This is a genomic window from Lacinutrix sp. Hel_I_90 (assembly GCF_000934685.1).
Taxonomy (GTDB): domain Bacteria; phylum Bacteroidota; class Bacteroidia; order Flavobacteriales; family Flavobacteriaceae; genus Lacinutrix.
Window position 1 is genome coordinate 2,396,089 of sequence record NZ_JYNQ01000001.1, and the last position, 15,313, is coordinate 2,411,401.

The following is a 15,313-nucleotide window of genomic DNA, read 5'->3' on the forward strand; positions in this document are numbered from 1 at the left end:
TTCCCTTTTTGAAAGGGAACAAAAAATATTTTTTATGACATACGAAAACGTACTATCGAACACGCAAAATGGAATAACAACCATCACCATTAACAGACCAACAAAATTAAATGCGTTAAACAAAGCGACCATAGAAGAACTGCACAAGGCTTTTGATACTGCAAATAAAGATGCTGAAACAAAAGTAATTGTTATAACCGGAAATGGAGAAAAAGCCTTTGTAGCAGGGGCAGATATTAGTGAATTTGCAAATTTTGATGTTGCTAATGGCGGTAAATTGGCAGCTAAAGGGCAGGCCTTATTATTTGATTTTGTTGAAAATCTAGAGACTCCAGTGATTGCTGCAATTAATGGTTTCGCATTGGGTGGCGGACTCGAGTTAGCCATGGCTGCACATTTTAGAATAGCAAGTGATACGGCTAAAATGGGCTTGCCAGAAGTGTCTTTAGGGGTTATTCCTGGTTACGGTGGCACACAACGCTTACCTCAATTGATAGGTAAAGGCCGCGCTATGGAAATGGTCATGACCGCAGGTATGATTGATGCGAATACTGCAAAAGACTACGGATTAGTAAATCACGTCGTGCCACAAGAGGAGTTACTGCCTTTAGCCGAGAAAATAGCGAGCAAGATTATGCGTAATTCTTCAGTGGCCATTGGTAAAGCCATTAAAGCGATAAATGCAAACTATAAAGATGGTGTAAACGGCTTCGAAACAGAAATAGAACAATTTGGTGCGTGCTTTGGCACTGCCGATTTTAAAGAAGGAACGACAGCGTTTTTAGAAAAACGAAAAGCGGAGTTTCCTGGGAAATAGGGATTGATTGTTTTTTAAGTAAGTAAATCGAGCTGTCGTTTGTTGAAGTTTTTTACACAAGTATGACTAATTTACTTGACGCCTTTATCCATTATTTGTTTGTAAACTCAATATAGTTCAACATAGTAGGCTGTGTGACGTTTTTACTTCCTAGCATAAAAGGGAATCACCCACTACTTACACAAGCTTGTGTTTCCATAAATTTTATCAATAAAAAAGTGGGTCCTATGCTAGGACTCACTTTTTCTGTTTATTTGGCAATAGCATTAGCCAAACCCAAATTCATGGTGCTGTTATAATGTTACCTTTTTCACGAATGTTCTTCCGTTAGTCTCAAAAACCAATTTATACACCCCAATTTTGCCTTCTGAAAGTTTGTAAATTCTCTGAATCTTTTGTGTGTTTTCAATCGTTTCAGCATGTATCAAAGTGTTATTATAATACAGCGCAATTTTAAGCGGCTCTTTCTCTAAAGCTAATTTTGTGATATAAAGGGATTGCTCACTCTCTTTAACAAGAGGCTTATGAATAACGGTCTCCGCTTTTTTATTGAACGTCACCGCGTTAGATTCCACTTTAAAAGGAATAATTTGAATGCGCAAGTGCTTATCTAATTCAAAATTATATTTCCCATCTGGAAGTTCAGTTAAATCAAACGCTTTAGAGTAATTGCCATCTTTTGAAATTGATTCTTTATAAACGATAAGCCCTAAATCATCTTTAATGATAAGTTGCTCTCCTTCTTCAACATCCGTTAAGAATAAGATTGTTTTTCCATCTTCTACATTTTTTAGAGAAGAAATTTCTGTTGCGTTGCTACTTAGCGTAGTAAATAGCAGGACTAATACGATACTGTTTTTAAATATTTTTTTCATAACCTAATAATTTGAGATTAATAATAATAAGACAAAGTTATCAGTAAAGCCCCGTTTAGAAAACAACAGTTTTGACTAATATATGTGTTATATTAACAGTATTAACTTTTTAAGACAGGCAATAGGTTAATATAGAACATATTTCAGTTAAATTAACATAGGTATTCCTTCAAATAAATAGTAATTTTACGTAAAGGACACATTTGAACACTAAACCAACATACGAAAAGATTACACCAAGCTTTGGAAGCTCAATTTTTGTAGTACAGAAAACTAAAAAAAGAAAGCGTAATCAGGCGTTTTGGCATTTTCATCCAGAATTAGAATTGGTGTATGTGAATAAAGGGAAGGGAAGAAGGCATATAGGTAATCATTTGTCTTACTTTAATAATAGTCAGTTGATATTAATAGGTTCTAATTTACCGCATAATGGTTTTACAGACAGGCTCACGTCTAAAGGAAGGGAAACATTGGTCCAGTTTAAACCTGACTTTTTTGGCGCAGATTTTTATGATTTACCGGAAATGAAAAACATTTCACTTTTACTAGAAAAAGCGAAAAAAGGGATTTTATATAAACCAGAAATTAAAAAAATAGTAGGTCCTAAAATTGAAAAACTTCCCAAATACCAGGGCTTAAAACGCATGACGAAGTTGCTGGAGATACTTGAACTGTTGGCTGTATCTAAAGATTATATCTTGTTAAATGCAGATGGGTTTGCTTTTGAAACGCAACGACAAGACAGTACTAAAATCGATATCATTTTTAAACACATTAATAGTAATTTTCAAAACCACATTAGTCTTGATGAGATCTCAGACAAAGTAAGTATGACTGTTCCTGCCTTTTGTCGCTATTTCAAGAAAGTGACAGGCAAAACCTTCACGCAATTAGTTAATGAATATCGGGTGGTTTATGCTACAAAGTTACTTTTAGAAAGTAAAAGTAGTATCACAGATATTTGTTTTGAGTGCGGCTTCAATAATTTCTCACACTTTAATAAATCGTTCAAAGAAATAACAGGAAAGAGTCCTTCAAAGTATAGAAGTGAAACTAGCTTGATGATTCAAGAGTAATTTTTTAAGCTTCACCATGCCATTCAGCATAAAATTGGTCTAAAAAAGAAACCATATAATCATGCCGTGCTTGAGCAATTTGTTTCCCCGTTTTAGTATTCATTTTATCTTTTAAAAGCAATAGTTTTTCATAAAAATGATTGATTGTAGGCGCCTCCGAAGTCTTATATTCAGCTTTTGACATATTTAAATTTGGGGTTATATCTGGATTATAAATAGCTCTGTTTTTAAAACCGCCGTAGTTAAACGTGCGGGAAATACCAATAGCGCCAAGTGCATCTAAACGATCGGCATCTTGAATAACATCGAGTTCTAAAGATTTAAAACCTTCAGTTTTATCAATGTTAGAGCTATAAGAAATGTGTTGAATAATTTTCACCACGTGTTCTATAACGGCAGTATCAACATTGTGTTTAAATAAGAATTCACGCGCCTTTTTTGGACCAATGGTGTCATCTCCACCATAAAACTTACTGTCGGCAATATCGTGTAACAAGGCGCCTAACGCAACGACTAAGGCGTTTACGTTTTCTTTTTCAGCAATAAGTTTGGCGTTTTTAAACACGCGTAGCGTATGAAACCAATCGTGACCACCTTCAGCATTTACTAATTCTTGTTTTACGTAAGTTTTTGTTGCTTGAATTAGTGCCTCATTATTCATTTACAACAGCATTTACAATGGTAGATTCCACTAGGGTTAAAAGCGCTTTAATTTCAAAATCGTTTACTTTTAATGGTTTGTGGATGGTAAATGTGATATGAGCTCCAATACCCATTGGGAATTTTCCATACCTTAGAGTTTTCCAGGAATTGTTAACTGAAATAGGTAATACTAGAGCATTTGGCGCTTCTTCAAAGAGTGTTTTTAATCCTCTGGTTTGAAATGGTTTTGGAGTTCCAGTCCTACTTCGGGTGCCTTCAGGGAAAATAACAACACCGCGCTTATGTTCTTCAATATAAGCAGCCATTGTTTTAATAGCTTGAACAGCTTGCCTAGGATCTTTTCTATTAATTAAAACAGAACCACCATGACGTAAATTATAACTCACACTTGGAATCCCTTTACCCAGCTCTTTCTTGCTAATAAATTTTGGGTGGCATCTGCGCATAAACCATATGATTGGTGGAATGTCGTTCATGCTCTGGTGATTCGCTACCAAAATTACAGGTGCATTTTCAGGAATATGTTCCCGACCAGAGACAGAAAACCGAACCCCTAAAATATGTAAACAGTGCGTTAAAAAAAAGTTGAGATAATCCACACTTATTTTATGCGCCTGATATCCAAAAAAGGTGAAGCAAACCCATTGTATGGGGTGGAATAAGAGTAAGAAAAACCCAAAAAACAGGTAATAAATACAGGTTAAAGGATAGGCTAGTAGTTTTCTCATTTGTTTAGTTCTGTCGCATATCAAAAATAAAAAAACCACGTCAATATAACGTGGTTTAATCTCTTTTTTGTCATGTGTACTTGCATTGAAGCAGTATTAAATTGCTTCATTCCGTTTATATATACAGATTAACAATACTCATTATAAGCATCTACAAGGTTTTCAGCAATTAATTCTGCTGGACGTCCTTCAATATGGTGGCGCTCTAACATGTGTACTAATTCTCCGTTTTTAAATAAAGCCATACATGGCGAACTTGGAGGAAAAGGCACCATGTGCCCACGTGCACGATCAACGGCTTCTTTATCTACTCCTGCAAATACAGTAACGATAGTCGTTGGTTTTTTATCATTCTTTAAACTCATTTTTGCTCCTGGACGGGCATTTGCTGCTGCACAACCGCATACCGAATTCACAACGACTAGTGTTGTGCCTTCTTTAGCAATTGCGGCATCTACTGCTTCTGCTGTATGCAATGCTTCAAAACCTGCGTTCGTTAAATCTTCGCTCATAGGTTTTACTAATTCTGCTGGATACATATCTTTTAAAATTTTATTTATTAATATTTACTTTACAAAGTTAAGCAATTTTCATGCTAATGTTGTTTTGGGCGGTATCTTATGCCATTAAGGTGTCATAAGGTCAGCATATAGGCTGTCTCTTGTTGTTAAAAAAACAACGGTTATACTTAGGGCAGTCGTAGGGTTTTAATCTTTGTCGGCTAACAGATGTTTAACCCAGACTCTGGGATAGTTTCGTAACAAAAGTAACTTTTTTACAACTAACAAAGTATTATATTTACAGGCTTAAAGAATTTATAAAAAATGAGTGGATTAAAATGGATAGGGGCAGTATTGGGTTGGTCGTTTGGAGGGCCAATTGGGGCAATTATAGGTGTAGCGTTAGGTAGTTTAGGTGATGCTTTTGCAGGAAAAGAAGGCTTTTTTTTAGGTGAGAGATCAGAACAAACACGTGGAAGACAACAGCAAAGACAGCAACCTAATTATAGAAGGCAAACAGATTACAGAACACAACAGCAGCGTCGTGCGCAAACCACATCGGGTGATTTTGAAGTGAGCTTACTCATATTAGCCTCTGTGGTTATCAAAGCAGATGGGAATCAGGACCAACGTGAGTTAGATTTTGTGCGTCAGCAATTTGTGAGTATGTACGGAAAGGACAGAGCCAACAAAGCCTTTAGGTTGTTTAAAGGCATAAGTAGCCAAACGGTACCTTTACGTGAGGTGTGTATGCAAATACAGCAGATGATGGATCATGCATCACGGCTTCAGCTTTTACATTTCCTCTATGGTATTGCTAAAGCCGACGGAATGGTAACCGCAGATGAAGAACGCCAAATTTATACCATTTCAGGGTATTTGGGTATAAGTTCTCGTGATTATAATAGTATTAAAGCGATGTTTTATAACAGTCAGGATAATGCTTATAAAATTTTGGAAATCACAAAGACAGCCTCAATAGATGAAATTAAAAAAGCCTACCGACACATGGCTAAAAAATACCATCCAGATAAAGTAGAACACTTGGGCGAAGAGCACAAAAAAGGAGCCGAAAAGAAGTTCAAGCAAGTGCTTGAAGCTTATGAGCAGTTGCAGAAGGAGCGCGGGTTTTAATTTTGAATTTCTTTTTAGAAATTTGAAAGTCGGAAAGGACTAGTAAAAATAATCTTAAAAATGAAAATACAACTACAAAAATGAAACACCTAATAGTATCTTTCTTTATAATTTTTAGTTTAAATAGTTTAGCCCAAACTAAAAATTATGCAGGAAACTATGAATTTAAACTGGAGGCCGGTAATGCTAAATTTGTTCAAAACCTAAGTTTAAATCCAGATGGCACTTTTGCGTTTCGTTCATATGAATATCACGATGCTGGTATTCCTAAAGAAATAAACAAATATGCTAAGGGCTATTGGAAGCAAGATAAGAAAAGCATTTATTTTTTAGCAAAGGCAAGTGATTTTGACGAAAAGTATACTTTAGATTTTAATAATTCTAAAGCACGATTTGAAACAAAATCGCCTAGAGATAAATCTGACAGAGATATTAAAACTTTCATCCGGTTTTATGACTCTGAAATTTTTTGGATGAAAGGGAAAACACTGTATCAAGTTAACGATTGATTTAAAAATAATATCTTTAAATATAGCATTTAATGCTTTTCAGCCCTCACCGTTTTTTAAAAGCTATGAGGACTTGTTTAAATTATTATAAGCATTCCTTTTCATGAGATTGGTATGTCCTTCGCCGCAGTAATGACAAAACATTTTTATTTCAATTACCCTCTAAACAAAAAGAAATCATCCTTCATGTCTTCAATCTGCGCATCGCGATTAGTAATAATATAGTCAATGGCCTTTGATGTAAAGGTATCTCCTTTTTCGGTGAGTGACACGATATTTTTTTCAACCACAATCATATTATTTTTAAGTGCCAATTCTAAAACCGTTTTGGCTCTTACTTTTTGCCAGTTAATGTGTTCTCGAAGATGATTTACATGGCGTTCTTCGGCTTCATCATGATTTTTTAAATGGAGCAGAAAAGTTAATAATGACACTTCGGTACGTTGTTGTTTTTCTCTATACAAAACGGCAATTACGCCTTTGCTAGGGGCAAATAAATAGACCATTAAAAATAGTAACCCTAGCATAGTAGTTATAGAACCAGCAATAGATGCATCTAGCCAATGCGCAAACCAATAGCCAGAAATAGCACTGAGCACACCAAAACCAATGGCTAAACCGAGCATTTTCTTTAAATTTGTAGTTAATAAATAAGCAGTTGCAGCAGGTGCAATCATTAAAGCGACCACTAAAATAGCGCCAACAGCATCAAAAGCACCAACAGTGGTCACTGATGCTACAGACATGAGTCCGTAGTGGATAATCGCGGGTGAAAATCCTAAAGAAGCTGCCAAGCCAGCATCAAAGGTGCTTACTTTTAATTCTTTAAAAAAGGCTATTAGAAGGGAAAGCGTTATTAATAAAATACTACCAATAATCCATAAAGATTTTGGGCCAACATCTACGTTAGCAATCAGTAATCTGTCAAAAGGCGCAAAGGCTAATTCACCTAATAGAACGGCATCAATATCTAAATGGACGTCATTAGCATTTTTTGCGATGAGAATCACGCCAATACTAAACAGGGCGGGAAACACCAAGCCAATGGCGGTGTCTTCTTTAACAAGTCCGGTTTTCTGTATGTATTCTACCAAAACCACTGTAATAACACCTGTAAAAGCAGCTAAAAGAATTAATAGGGGGGAGTTGAGGTCTTGCGTTATAAAAAATCCAATAACAATACCAGGCAAAATAGAATGGCTAATCGCATCGCTTATCATGGCCATCTTCCTAAGCACTAAAAACGTACCTGGAATGGCGCATGCAATGGCCACTAAACTTGCAATCAGTTGTATTTCTATTTGAGCACTATTCATCTTTTGTACTTTGTTTAGTATATAAATTGGCTGCCGTTTCAAAGCCAGTTTCGGTTAAGCACCATAGGTTGCCTTCAAGCCTTACATAATCTTTCTCTACTAATTTTTGAAGGGTGGCACGGGTATAGCCCTGGAAATTATTCAATAGTTTTATGGCGTGCGGGTGTGAAATATCCTCATGTGTTGCAGCAATATGATGCATGAAAGCAAGTGTTTTATGCAATTCTAAATCACGTCTGTTTTTAATAAAACGGATTTTTTTAAATAATAAACCACGGCCAGGCGAAAAAATAAAGGAGAAAATAACAAACACAGCAGCAACAAGAACAATTACTGGGCCTGTAGATAAATTATTTTGACTAGCACTTATCGCTGTTCCAAAAACACCAGAAAAGGCACCAAATAATGCCGCAAGAATCACCATAGTGCTTAAGCTGTTGGTCCATTGTCTTGCTGCAGCCGCCGGCGCTAACAACATGGCGCTCATTAGAACAACACCTACGGTTTGCAACCCTAAAACAATGGCTAATACGATGAAACTGGTTATTAATATATCTATAAAAGTGGTGTTGAAACCTAATGTTTTGGTGTAATCTGCATCAAATAATAGCAATTTGAACTCTTTCCAGAATAATAGTAAAACGAACAGGCAGAACCCTGTAACGATGGCCATTAGCCACACATCGCTTTCCACTAAAGTTGCAGCTTGACCAAATAAATATTTATCTAAACCGGCTTGATTAGCATTGGGTTGCTTTTGTATAAACGTAAGCAACAGCATACCAAAACCAAAAAACAGCGACAAAATTAAACCCAAAGCCGTGTCACTTTTCAAATGTGTTTTCTTCACAATGCCCCGAATCCAAAAGGTGCCAATTAAACCACTTACCAATGCGCCTAATAATAAAACATTGGTGTCTTTAGCTCCTGTAATTAAAAAGGCAATCGCGATTCCTGGCAAAGCAGCATGTGAAATAGCATCGCCAAGTAAACTTTGCTTTCTCAAGACGGCAAAACTACCTAGCATGCCAGTTACAGCTCCTAAAATAGCTGTGCCTAATGTGATGGTGCGTAGCGTGTAATCGCTAAAAACTAATGAAAAATAGTCTTGAATATCCATTATTCTTGAATGCTTACTTTATAATTAATACCGTATGTTTTTGTCAAATTATCGTCGTTAAAAATGTCTTTTACTGGACCTGTGGCAATTTTTTTCACGTTTAAAAACGTTACCCAATCAAAGTATTCTGGAACGGTTTGTAAATCGTGATGAACGACAATGACTGTTTTCCCTGCTTTTCGCAACTCTTTTAATATATTGATAATCGCAATTTCGGTAGTAGCATCTACGCCTTGAAAGGGTTCATCCATAAAGTAGATGGATGCATTTTGAACCAAGGCACGCGCTAAAAATATACGCTGTTGTTGACCGCCAGATAACTGACTAATTTGTCGGCTTTTAAAAGCTAACATGCCCACTTTTTCCAAAGCCTCTAAAGCAGTTTTTTTCTCTTTTTGTCCAGGACGTTTTATCCACCCTAAACTACCATAGGTGCCCATCATGACAACATCTAAAGCAGTCGTTGGAAAATCCCAGTCTACACTTCCTTTTTGAGGGACATAAGCTACTAATTGCCGTTGTTTTTCGTAAGGTTTTCCATAAATGGTTACGCTTCCTGCAATTGGTTTTAATATGCCCAAAATTGATTTAATTAATGTCGATTTCCCAGCGCCGTTAGGCCCAACAATTGCCATTAAAACACCTTCTGGAATTTCCAGATCAATATCCCAAAGGACCGGTTTGTAATTGTAGGCTACAGTAAGGTCATCTACTTTAACTGCTATTTTGTTTTCCATCTTTTCCCCCTTTTTTCTTATGCCGTCCCGAATCTTCAGGATTATTCGTTTATTTTAAAGAATTCTAAGCTTTCTAGCTTCCGAATTTCTTTTCCTAAATTCAAAACCACCTTTCCTTATACAAAGCAAAGGCGCTTTTAATTATTCATATTTTTTTTTAACGATTAAGTTAGCGTTGATTAAGCACTATGAGCTGATACTGATAACTTTTTAACCCCTGAATTAGCACTGCCAACGGCTGTATTATTTCAATGCATTCACAATTGTATTTACATTATATTCAAACATGCCAATATATGTTCCTTCATCGGTTCCAAGGTTTCCTAACGCATCGGAGAATAATGTGCCTCCAATTTGTACATCATGATTCTTAGATTGAACGGCAGCTTGAAGCGCTTCAATGGTGCGTTTTGGCACAGAGCTTTCCACAAAAATGGCTTTTACTTTGTTCTCTATTATAAATGTAGCTAATTTTTGTACGTCTTGCACGCCAGCCTCAGTTGCAGTGCTTAAGCCTTGTAATCCTACTACGTTAAAACCGTAGTTTTTTCCAAAGTAGTTAAAGGCATCATGAGCAGTAACTAATACTCTTTTCTCTTTAGGAAGGGTTTCAATTATCGCTAAAACGTTGGTTTGTAATGCATCTAACTTACTCAGGTATGCGGTCATGTTTGCATTGTATTGCATAGCGTTTTTTGGATCTTTTTCAGACAGAACTAAAGTTGCTTTTTTTGCAAATTGTTTAAAAAACGCAATATTGAACCATACATGCGGATCGTAATTTGAAGCGAAATATTCAGAACCAATCAATTCAGATTTGTCTAAACTCTCACCTAAAGCAATTGGTGTTTTGGTCTTGCTTCCCATTTTCTCAAAGACCTCTACGAGTTTGCCTTCTAAATGCAAACCGTTATAGAAAATAATATCAGCATTAACAAGTTTAGAAACGTCCCCTTCGCTTGCTTTGTATAAGTGTGGATCAATACCACTTCCCATTAGGCCTTGCACGTTTATTAAATCTCCGCCAATGTTTTTAACTAAGTCCGTGATCATGGAAGTGGTGGTTACAATATTTAGTTTTCCATTGTCTGGCTTTGTTTCTTTTTTACAGTTAAATAATATAAGTGTAATGATAAATAGTACGCTGTATTTTTTCATATTTATTTTCCTTGAAAAAGGAACTTTTTTTTAATTAGACTTGTATTTATATAAGATGCTTCTCGCATCAGCTTTCAATAAATTTTATTTTTGCTTTATGAATTCTGATCAGGGTGTTTTTGATTCTCTTTCTAATTTGGCAACCTAAAGCTTACACCGGCACTTAGCAAAAGATCTTGTCCTTTTGTAATACTTGAACCAACGGTTGCATCTAGTTGGACGTTGTTGGATAGTAAGTAGGTAATTCCTGCATCCCACAAATGATTGGCTTTGTTGTTTTCGGGGAAATCACCATAAAGTTCTACATAAGCTCCCCATGTATCACTCAAGCTATAACCATAAGCAAGCGTATATAAATAAGCTGCTTCTGGCGAATCGTTTTCCCAGGCAGCACCTAAATTATAAGATAAACTTGATTTTTCGTTTAATGTATGTGCAAATGAAAATCTAAAATCTACTCCCGTGTTCTCTGGTCTCAGGTCTTTTTTTACTGAAAATGGTAAATTTAAATGACCAAGAAATCCAATTTCTGGTATTATGCCACGCTCTTCTGCAATGCTAACTTTAAAACCTAGAAGTAATGGTGAAAAGCTATCTGTAGATCGTATTTCAGTGTCATTAAATTTTGTTTTAGTATTGGTGTAGTCCCAGCCTAAACGGAATTCTAAATTATCTAATACACCATAGCGAATGAGCATTGTATTGTATGTGAAATTTTCTGTTCTGAAATTGTTTTCTTCAAAACTGTCTTAAAAGGCACCAGTTTCTACTTGTATGTAGTTTTTAGGTACTACAGAAGGAGACTCAGTAGCATCTGGACGGTCTGTTATTAAAGTACCAAGTGTGTTTTCTTCTTGTGCATAAAGTGAGAGGGATAGTGCCATGAAGGCCCCAGTTAAGAGCTGTTTTGTGTAGTGTTTAAAGTTCATTGACATAGATGATTTTTGTAAAGTCTTCATTTAATAGAATTGTTTTATTGTTGATTAAAAGTTGCGTCATTTTTGTGCTGGTGAATTGTTTAACTATAGAAACAGTATTACCATATTTTAAACCGTTTTGTGCACAGAAATCGAAAAACTCTTTGTCATCACTCATCAAACGAGAAATGATATAGTTTTTATTTTCTTTCGTGTTAAATAAAGTGATAGAAGTGTCAACAGTCGTTATTTCACCAGCTTCATTTGGTATTGGATCGCCGTGTGGATCGAATTTTGGATTGCCTAAATAATCACTTATTTTATTCGCTAAGAAATTAGACGTTTCGTGCTCTAATAATTCAGCCTCACGATGAATTTCGTGTAAAGACATATCAAACATTTTATGCAATAAGGCTTCCCAAAGCCGGTGTTTCCTAATGACATTTAAGGCCATTTTTTCTCCTTTCTCGGTCAAGCGCAATGCTTGATATTTTTCGTAGTTTAGTAAATCTTTTGTCGCTAGTTTCTTTGCCATGTCTGTGGCAGCAGCATTAGAAATTCCCAGTTTTTTTGCAATGTTACCAGGCTTAGTATCCTTGGTATCGTGGTGATCGTTTTTGTAAATGGCTTTTACAAAATTTTCAATAGCTACAGACATTTCTTAGTGCTTTAATTAATTTTTAAGTAAGCTTAAATTTTTTTCAAAGATAACTAAAATTTTAATTATCCTACACAATTTGGCATGATTTAGGTTATATTTAAAGTCTAAACCCTAATTAATTAGAAATGAAACACACAATCACTGTATTATTAGTACTTATTTCGGCATTTAGCTTTGCTCAGGATTCTATAAAAGTCAATGTGGAAACACCAAAAATTGTATCCCAATTACCATTGGGGGAAGCAGCTACATTCGATACTATTACCATTAAGTTCGTTGAACTGGTTGGTGATTCGCGTTGTCCTGAAGGAGTTACTTGTGTTTGGGCTGGTGAAGTTGTTGTTTTAGTAGCTGTTTTTAAGGATGGAGAAAAATTGGAGCGTAAGAAAATAACGTTTAATGCACGAGGAGAGGCTAAGGATATTTATGTGTCTGAAGATTTAACTATTTCTGGATTAAAGGTCACACCTTATCCTGTTTATGAAAAAAAAATCGCCCTAGAGGACTATAAGATGGAACTGTATGTCACGAATTGAGGGATGTGTCCCTTTGTAAAAGAGCGTTAATGACAACCACAATCGTCTGTGCCACACGCTTTTTTGGATTTCTTTTTAAAGACAAATTTCCTAACTAAAAATGTCAGCGCGAAACCTAAAGTTATAAATACTAATATGTTTTGAATAATCGTGTTCATGTTCTTTTAGTCGTTATATAAAGATAAACCTTTTATTTTAAAAACTGATAAGCAATTAATGCAGCAACATATGCAATGGCAGTCATGATTACAAATTGGTAGGTTGGCCATTTCCAACTGTTTGTTTCTCGTTTTACAATGGCTAAAGTACTCATGCACTGCATGGCAAAAGCATAAAACAATAATAAAGAAATGCCTGATGCAAAATTAAAAAGGCGTCCGCCTAGAATTGGGTTTACCTCTCCAGCCATTCTGTTCTTAATCGTTTCCTCATCATCGCTCCCAACACTGTATATTGTGGCTAATGTACCAACAAACACCTCACGGGCAGCAAACGAACTTACAATGGCAATACCTATTTTCCAATCATAGCCCAAGGGTCTTATGGCTGGCTCAATGGCTCTTCCTGTAATACCAATAAAAGAGTGTTCTAATTTATAAGCCGCAATTTTTTGTTGTAAAACGTCATCTGTCAGATTATCAGAAGCATATTGCTCAGATATGATGCTTTCAGCTTTATTAAATTGGTCTCCTGGACCATAAGAAGCTAAAAACCATAACACAATTGAAATGGCTAGAATTATTTTACCGGCACCAAAAATGAAGGATTTCGTTTTTTCTAAAACGGTAATCGCGACATTTTTAATCATGGGTAGCTTATAATTTGGCATTTCTATGACAAAAAATGTTTTACTTTTAATTTTAAGAATTTTATTCAAAATATAAGCAGAAACAATCGCAGCTGCAAAGCCTAGCAAATAGAGTAGCATTAAAGTTAATGCCTGATAGCCTAAGCCCAAAAAGTTACCTTCGGGAATGACTAATGAGATAATAATTAAATAAACAGGTAATCGTGCAGAACAGGTTGTAAAAGGCGTCACTAAAATAGTGATTAAACGCTCTTTCCAACTCTCTATATTTCGGGTGGCCATAATCGCTGGAATGGCGCAGGCTGTTCCAGAAATAAGTGGCACGATACTTTTTCCGCTTAACCCAAAACGGCGCATAATTCTATCCATTAAAAACACCACGCGACTCATGTAGCCTGTTTCTTCTAAAACGGCAATAAATAAAAAGAGAAAGGCGATTTGAGGTATAAAAATTACGATACCACCTAATCCTGGAATAATCCCTTCGGCTAACAAATTAGTTGCTGCTCCTTCTGGTAAGGTGTTTTTTAACCACTCACTTAAAGAAGCAAAAGCACCATCAATTAAATCCATGGGTACGGTGGACCAGTCGTAAATGGCTTGGAAAATAGTTAGAAGGATAAGAAAGAAAATTATATACCCCCAAACTTTGTGAGTTAATATGCGATCAAATCTGGTTCGCAAATCTTTAGCTTGAGATACATCTACGGTTTGTCCTTTTTTTAACACTTCATTAATAAACTGATACCTTTTAATGGTTTCCTTTTGCTGCAGTCGTTTTAAGTCGCTTTTAGATTTTGTTTTGAAACTGTTAATCGCATCAATTTCTTTACGATCAGTTTTGCCAAAGTTTACATCTTGTGTAATAACGAGCCATAGTTTATATAATAGCTGATTAGGAAATGCTTTGCGTAATTTGTTAAAATAATCTGGATCAATGTCTGAGGCACTAAGGCAAGGCGAAATAGAGAGGTCTTTATAATTGCTAATGAGTTGTTTTAGCAACACAATACCTTCATTTTTACGCGTGCTAACCAAGGCGATTTTAGTTTCTAGTTGTTGCTCTAAATAACCAATATCTAAAGAAATCCCTTTACGACGCATACGATCGGCCATATTTATAACCAATAAACAGGGGATTTCTAAATCTTTAATTTGTGTAAACAGTAATAAATTGCGCTTTAGGTTTTCTACATCACTAACCACAACGGCCACATCAGGAAAATCTTTATCGTTTCGGTTTAGAAGTAACTCTATAACCACATTCTCATCAAGCGAAGAGGCATTTAAACTATACGTTCCTGGTAAATCTATTATATGGGCTTTAACCCCACGTGGGAGTTTGCAAATGCCTTCTTTTTTTTCAACAGTAATACCAGGGTAATTGCCGACTTGTTGATTTAAGCCCGTTAAAGCATTAAAAACAGAGGTTTTCCCTGTGTTGGGATTACCTATTAGTGCGACATTTATTTGCTTGCTCATAATTTTTCGATTAAAACATGAATAGCCGTTTCTTTTCTAATCGCCAGATGTGTTCCGTTAATGTTTAAATACATGGGGTCTGCAAATGGTGCCACTTGAACTAATTCTACACTGTTACCTGGCAAACACCCCATTTCAAGTAATTTCAATGGGATTAAGTCTGATGAAACATCAGTAATTACGGCGCGTTCACCACGTTTTAAGTCTGCAAGTGTTGTAGTCAAGCTTATTTAGATTGATTTTAAAGAAGCAAAAATAAGGCAAATAATTAAGGCT

Annotated in this window: 18 protein-coding genes; 5 read left to right on the forward strand and 13 right to left on the reverse strand. The window is 35.8% G+C overall.

All coding sequences use genetic code 11. The annotated features are described in order from the left end of the window. Positions 1-34: 34 nt before the first annotated feature. Positions 35-817: an enoyl-CoA hydratase/isomerase family protein gene (locus GQ46_RS10555; protein ID WP_044401546.1), complete on the forward strand. Its 783-nt coding sequence runs from the start codon at positions 35-37 to the stop codon at positions 815-817. Positions 818-1,110: 293 nt separating this feature from the next. Here GQ46_RS10555 and GQ46_RS10560 read toward each other — a convergent pair whose 3' ends face one another. Next, on the reverse strand, positions 1,111-1,692 hold the full coding sequence (locus GQ46_RS10560; RefSeq protein ID WP_044401549.1) for a hypothetical protein: 582 nt from the start codon (positions 1,690-1,692) through the stop codon (positions 1,111-1,113). Between the two features lie 203 nt (positions 1,693-1,895). Between GQ46_RS10560 and GQ46_RS10565 the strand changes: the two genes are divergently transcribed. Further along, complete coding sequence (locus GQ46_RS10565) at positions 1,896-2,768, forward strand: AraC family transcriptional regulator (RefSeq protein ID WP_044401552.1); 873 nt, start codon at positions 1,896-1,898, stop codon at positions 2,766-2,768. Between the two features lie 4 nt (positions 2,769-2,772). Here GQ46_RS10565 and GQ46_RS10570 read toward each other — a convergent pair whose 3' ends face one another. From GQ46_RS10570 to GQ46_RS10580, 3 genes are all read right to left on the reverse strand, one after another. Beyond that, on the reverse strand, positions 2,773-3,429 hold the full coding sequence (locus tag GQ46_RS10570; RefSeq protein WP_044401555.1) for an HD domain-containing protein: 657 nt from the start codon (positions 3,427-3,429) through the stop codon (positions 2,773-2,775). Beyond that, on the reverse strand, positions 3,422-4,159 hold the full coding sequence (locus tag GQ46_RS10575) for a 1-acyl-sn-glycerol-3-phosphate acyltransferase (protein ID WP_044401558.1): 738 nt from the start codon (positions 4,157-4,159) through the stop codon (positions 3,422-3,424). The genes GQ46_RS10570 and GQ46_RS10575 overlap by 8 nt, the downstream gene beginning before the upstream one ends. A 128-nt stretch (positions 4,160-4,287) precedes the next feature. Beyond that, entirely contained in the window at positions 4,288-4,698 is a 411-nt protein-coding gene (locus GQ46_RS10580; RefSeq protein WP_044401562.1) for a BrxA/BrxB family bacilliredoxin, read from the reverse strand. Positions 4,699-4,983: 285 nt separating this feature from the next. Between GQ46_RS10580 and GQ46_RS10585 the strand changes: the two genes are divergently transcribed. Further along, the gene (locus tag GQ46_RS10585; RefSeq protein ID WP_044401566.1) at positions 4,984-5,793 is read left to right on the forward strand and encodes a TerB family tellurite resistance protein; all 810 of its coding nucleotides are present in this window, start codon (positions 4,984-4,986) and stop codon (positions 5,791-5,793) included. Positions 5,794-5,873: 80 nt separating this feature from the next. Then, entirely contained in the window at positions 5,874-6,302 is a 429-nt protein-coding gene (locus GQ46_RS10590) for a hypothetical protein (RefSeq protein WP_044401569.1), read from the forward strand. 155 nt (positions 6,303-6,457) lie between these two features. On the opposite strand, the gene GQ46_RS10595 is transcribed toward GQ46_RS10590, so the two are convergent. The 7 genes from GQ46_RS10595 to GQ46_RS10620 all read right to left on the reverse strand — a co-directional run bounded on the left by GQ46_RS10595 (position 6,458) and on the right by GQ46_RS10620 (position 12,208). Beyond that, on the reverse strand, positions 6,458-7,618 hold the full coding sequence (locus GQ46_RS10595; protein ID WP_044401573.1) for a metal ABC transporter permease: 1,161 nt from the start codon (positions 7,616-7,618) through the stop codon (positions 6,458-6,460). Then, a complete protein-coding gene (locus GQ46_RS10600) occupies positions 7,611-8,738 on the reverse strand; it encodes a metal ABC transporter permease (RefSeq protein ID WP_044401576.1) in 1,128 nt (375 codons plus the stop codon). Before GQ46_RS10600 ends, GQ46_RS10595 begins: the two co-directional genes overlap by 8 nt. Next, positions 8,738-9,475, reverse strand: a complete 738-nt coding sequence (locus tag GQ46_RS10605; protein ID WP_044401579.1) for a metal ABC transporter ATP-binding protein — start codon at positions 9,473-9,475, stop codon at positions 8,738-8,740. Before GQ46_RS10605 ends, GQ46_RS10600 begins: the two co-directional genes overlap by 1 nt. 243 nt (positions 9,476-9,718) lie before the next feature. After that, positions 9,719-10,633: a metal ABC transporter solute-binding protein, Zn/Mn family gene (locus GQ46_RS10610; protein ID WP_044401582.1), complete on the reverse strand. Its 915-nt coding sequence runs from the start codon at positions 10,631-10,633 to the stop codon at positions 9,719-9,721. A 131-nt stretch (positions 10,634-10,764) separates the two neighbouring features. After that, complete coding sequence (locus GQ46_RS10615; protein WP_231567347.1) at positions 10,765-11,331, reverse strand: transporter; 567 nt, start codon at positions 11,329-11,331, stop codon at positions 10,765-10,767. 51 nt (positions 11,332-11,382) lie between these two features. After that, positions 11,383-11,562: a hypothetical protein gene (locus GQ46_RS17985; protein ID WP_231567348.1), complete on the reverse strand. Its 180-nt coding sequence runs from the start codon at positions 11,560-11,562 to the stop codon at positions 11,383-11,385. Continuing rightward, positions 11,552-12,208 carry a metal-dependent transcriptional regulator gene (locus GQ46_RS10620; protein ID WP_044401585.1) on the reverse strand — a complete coding sequence of 219 codons (657 nt, stop codon included), beginning with the start codon at positions 12,206-12,208 and terminating at the stop codon, positions 11,552-11,554. Before GQ46_RS10620 ends, GQ46_RS17985 begins: the two co-directional genes overlap by 11 nt. A 128-nt stretch (positions 12,209-12,336) precedes the next feature. On the opposite strand from GQ46_RS10620, the gene GQ46_RS17165 reads away from it, so the two are divergent. Next, positions 12,337-12,747 (forward strand): hypothetical protein, encoded by a 411-nt coding sequence (locus GQ46_RS17165; protein ID WP_052503455.1) that lies wholly within the window; start codon positions 12,337-12,339, stop codon positions 12,745-12,747. A 190-nt stretch (positions 12,748-12,937) separates the two neighbouring features. Here the strand turns inward: GQ46_RS17165 and feoB are convergent, their stop codons facing one another. After that, positions 12,938-15,037 carry a ferrous iron transport protein B gene (gene feoB / locus GQ46_RS10630; protein WP_044401588.1) on the reverse strand — a complete coding sequence of 700 codons (2,100 nt, stop codon included), beginning with the start codon at positions 15,035-15,037 and terminating at the stop codon, positions 12,938-12,940. Further along, the gene (locus GQ46_RS10635) at positions 15,034-15,261 is read right to left on the reverse strand and encodes a FeoA family protein (RefSeq protein ID WP_044401592.1); all 228 of its coding nucleotides are present in this window, start codon (positions 15,259-15,261) and stop codon (positions 15,034-15,036) included. The genes feoB and GQ46_RS10635 overlap by 4 nt, the downstream gene beginning before the upstream one ends. Positions 15,262-15,313 lie beyond the last annotated feature (52 nt).

What these genes read in the sequence shown, in the direction of transcription:
- GQ46_RS10555 (WP_044401546.1), top strand. Translation starts at nt 35, where the DNA reads ATGACATACGAAAACGTACTATCGAACACGCAAAATGGAATAACAACC.
- GQ46_RS10560 (WP_044401549.1), bottom strand. Translation starts at nt 1,692, where the DNA reads ATGAAAAAAATATTTAAAAACAGTATCGTATTAGTCCTGCTATTTACT.
- GQ46_RS10570 (WP_044401555.1), bottom strand. Translation starts at nt 3,429, where the DNA reads ATGAATAATGAGGCACTAATTCAAGCAACAAAAACTTACGTAAAACAA.
- GQ46_RS10575 (WP_044401558.1), bottom strand. Translation starts at nt 4,159, where the DNA reads ATGAGAAAACTACTAGCCTATCCTTTAACCTGTATTTATTACCTGTTT.
- GQ46_RS10580 (WP_044401562.1), bottom strand. Translation starts at nt 4,698, where the DNA reads ATGTATCCAGCAGAATTAGTAAAACCTATGAGCGAAGATTTAACGAAC.
- GQ46_RS10585 (WP_044401566.1), top strand. Translation starts at nt 4,984, where the DNA reads ATGAGTGGATTAAAATGGATAGGGGCAGTATTGGGTTGGTCGTTTGGA.
- GQ46_RS10590 (WP_044401569.1), top strand. Translation starts at nt 5,874, where the DNA reads ATGAAACACCTAATAGTATCTTTCTTTATAATTTTTAGTTTAAATAGT.
- GQ46_RS10595 (WP_044401573.1), bottom strand. Translation starts at nt 7,618, where the DNA reads ATGAATAGTGCTCAAATAGAAATACAACTGATTGCAAGTTTAGTGGCC.
- GQ46_RS10600 (WP_044401576.1), bottom strand. Translation starts at nt 8,738, where the DNA reads ATGGATATTCAAGACTATTTTTCATTAGTTTTTAGCGATTACACGCTA.
- GQ46_RS10605 (WP_044401579.1), bottom strand. Translation starts at nt 9,475, where the DNA reads ATGGAAAACAAAATAGCAGTTAAAGTAGATGACCTTACTGTAGCCTAC.
- GQ46_RS10610 (WP_044401582.1), bottom strand. Translation starts at nt 10,633, where the DNA reads ATGAAAAAATACAGCGTACTATTTATCATTACACTTATATTATTTAAC.
- GQ46_RS10615 (WP_231567347.1), bottom strand. Translation starts at nt 11,331, where the DNA reads ATGCTCATTCGCTATGGTGTATTAGATAATTTAGAATTCCGTTTAGGC.
- GQ46_RS17985 (WP_231567348.1), bottom strand. Translation starts at nt 11,562, where the DNA reads ATGAACTTTAAACACTACACAAAACAGCTCTTAACTGGGGCCTTCATG.
- GQ46_RS10620 (WP_044401585.1), bottom strand. Translation starts at nt 12,208, where the DNA reads ATGTCTGTAGCTATTGAAAATTTTGTAAAAGCCATTTACAAAAACGAT.
- GQ46_RS17165 (WP_052503455.1), top strand. Translation starts at nt 12,337, where the DNA reads ATGAAACACACAATCACTGTATTATTAGTACTTATTTCGGCATTTAGC.
- feoB (WP_044401588.1), bottom strand. Translation starts at nt 15,037, where the DNA reads ATGAGCAAGCAAATAAATGTCGCACTAATAGGTAATCCCAACACAGGG.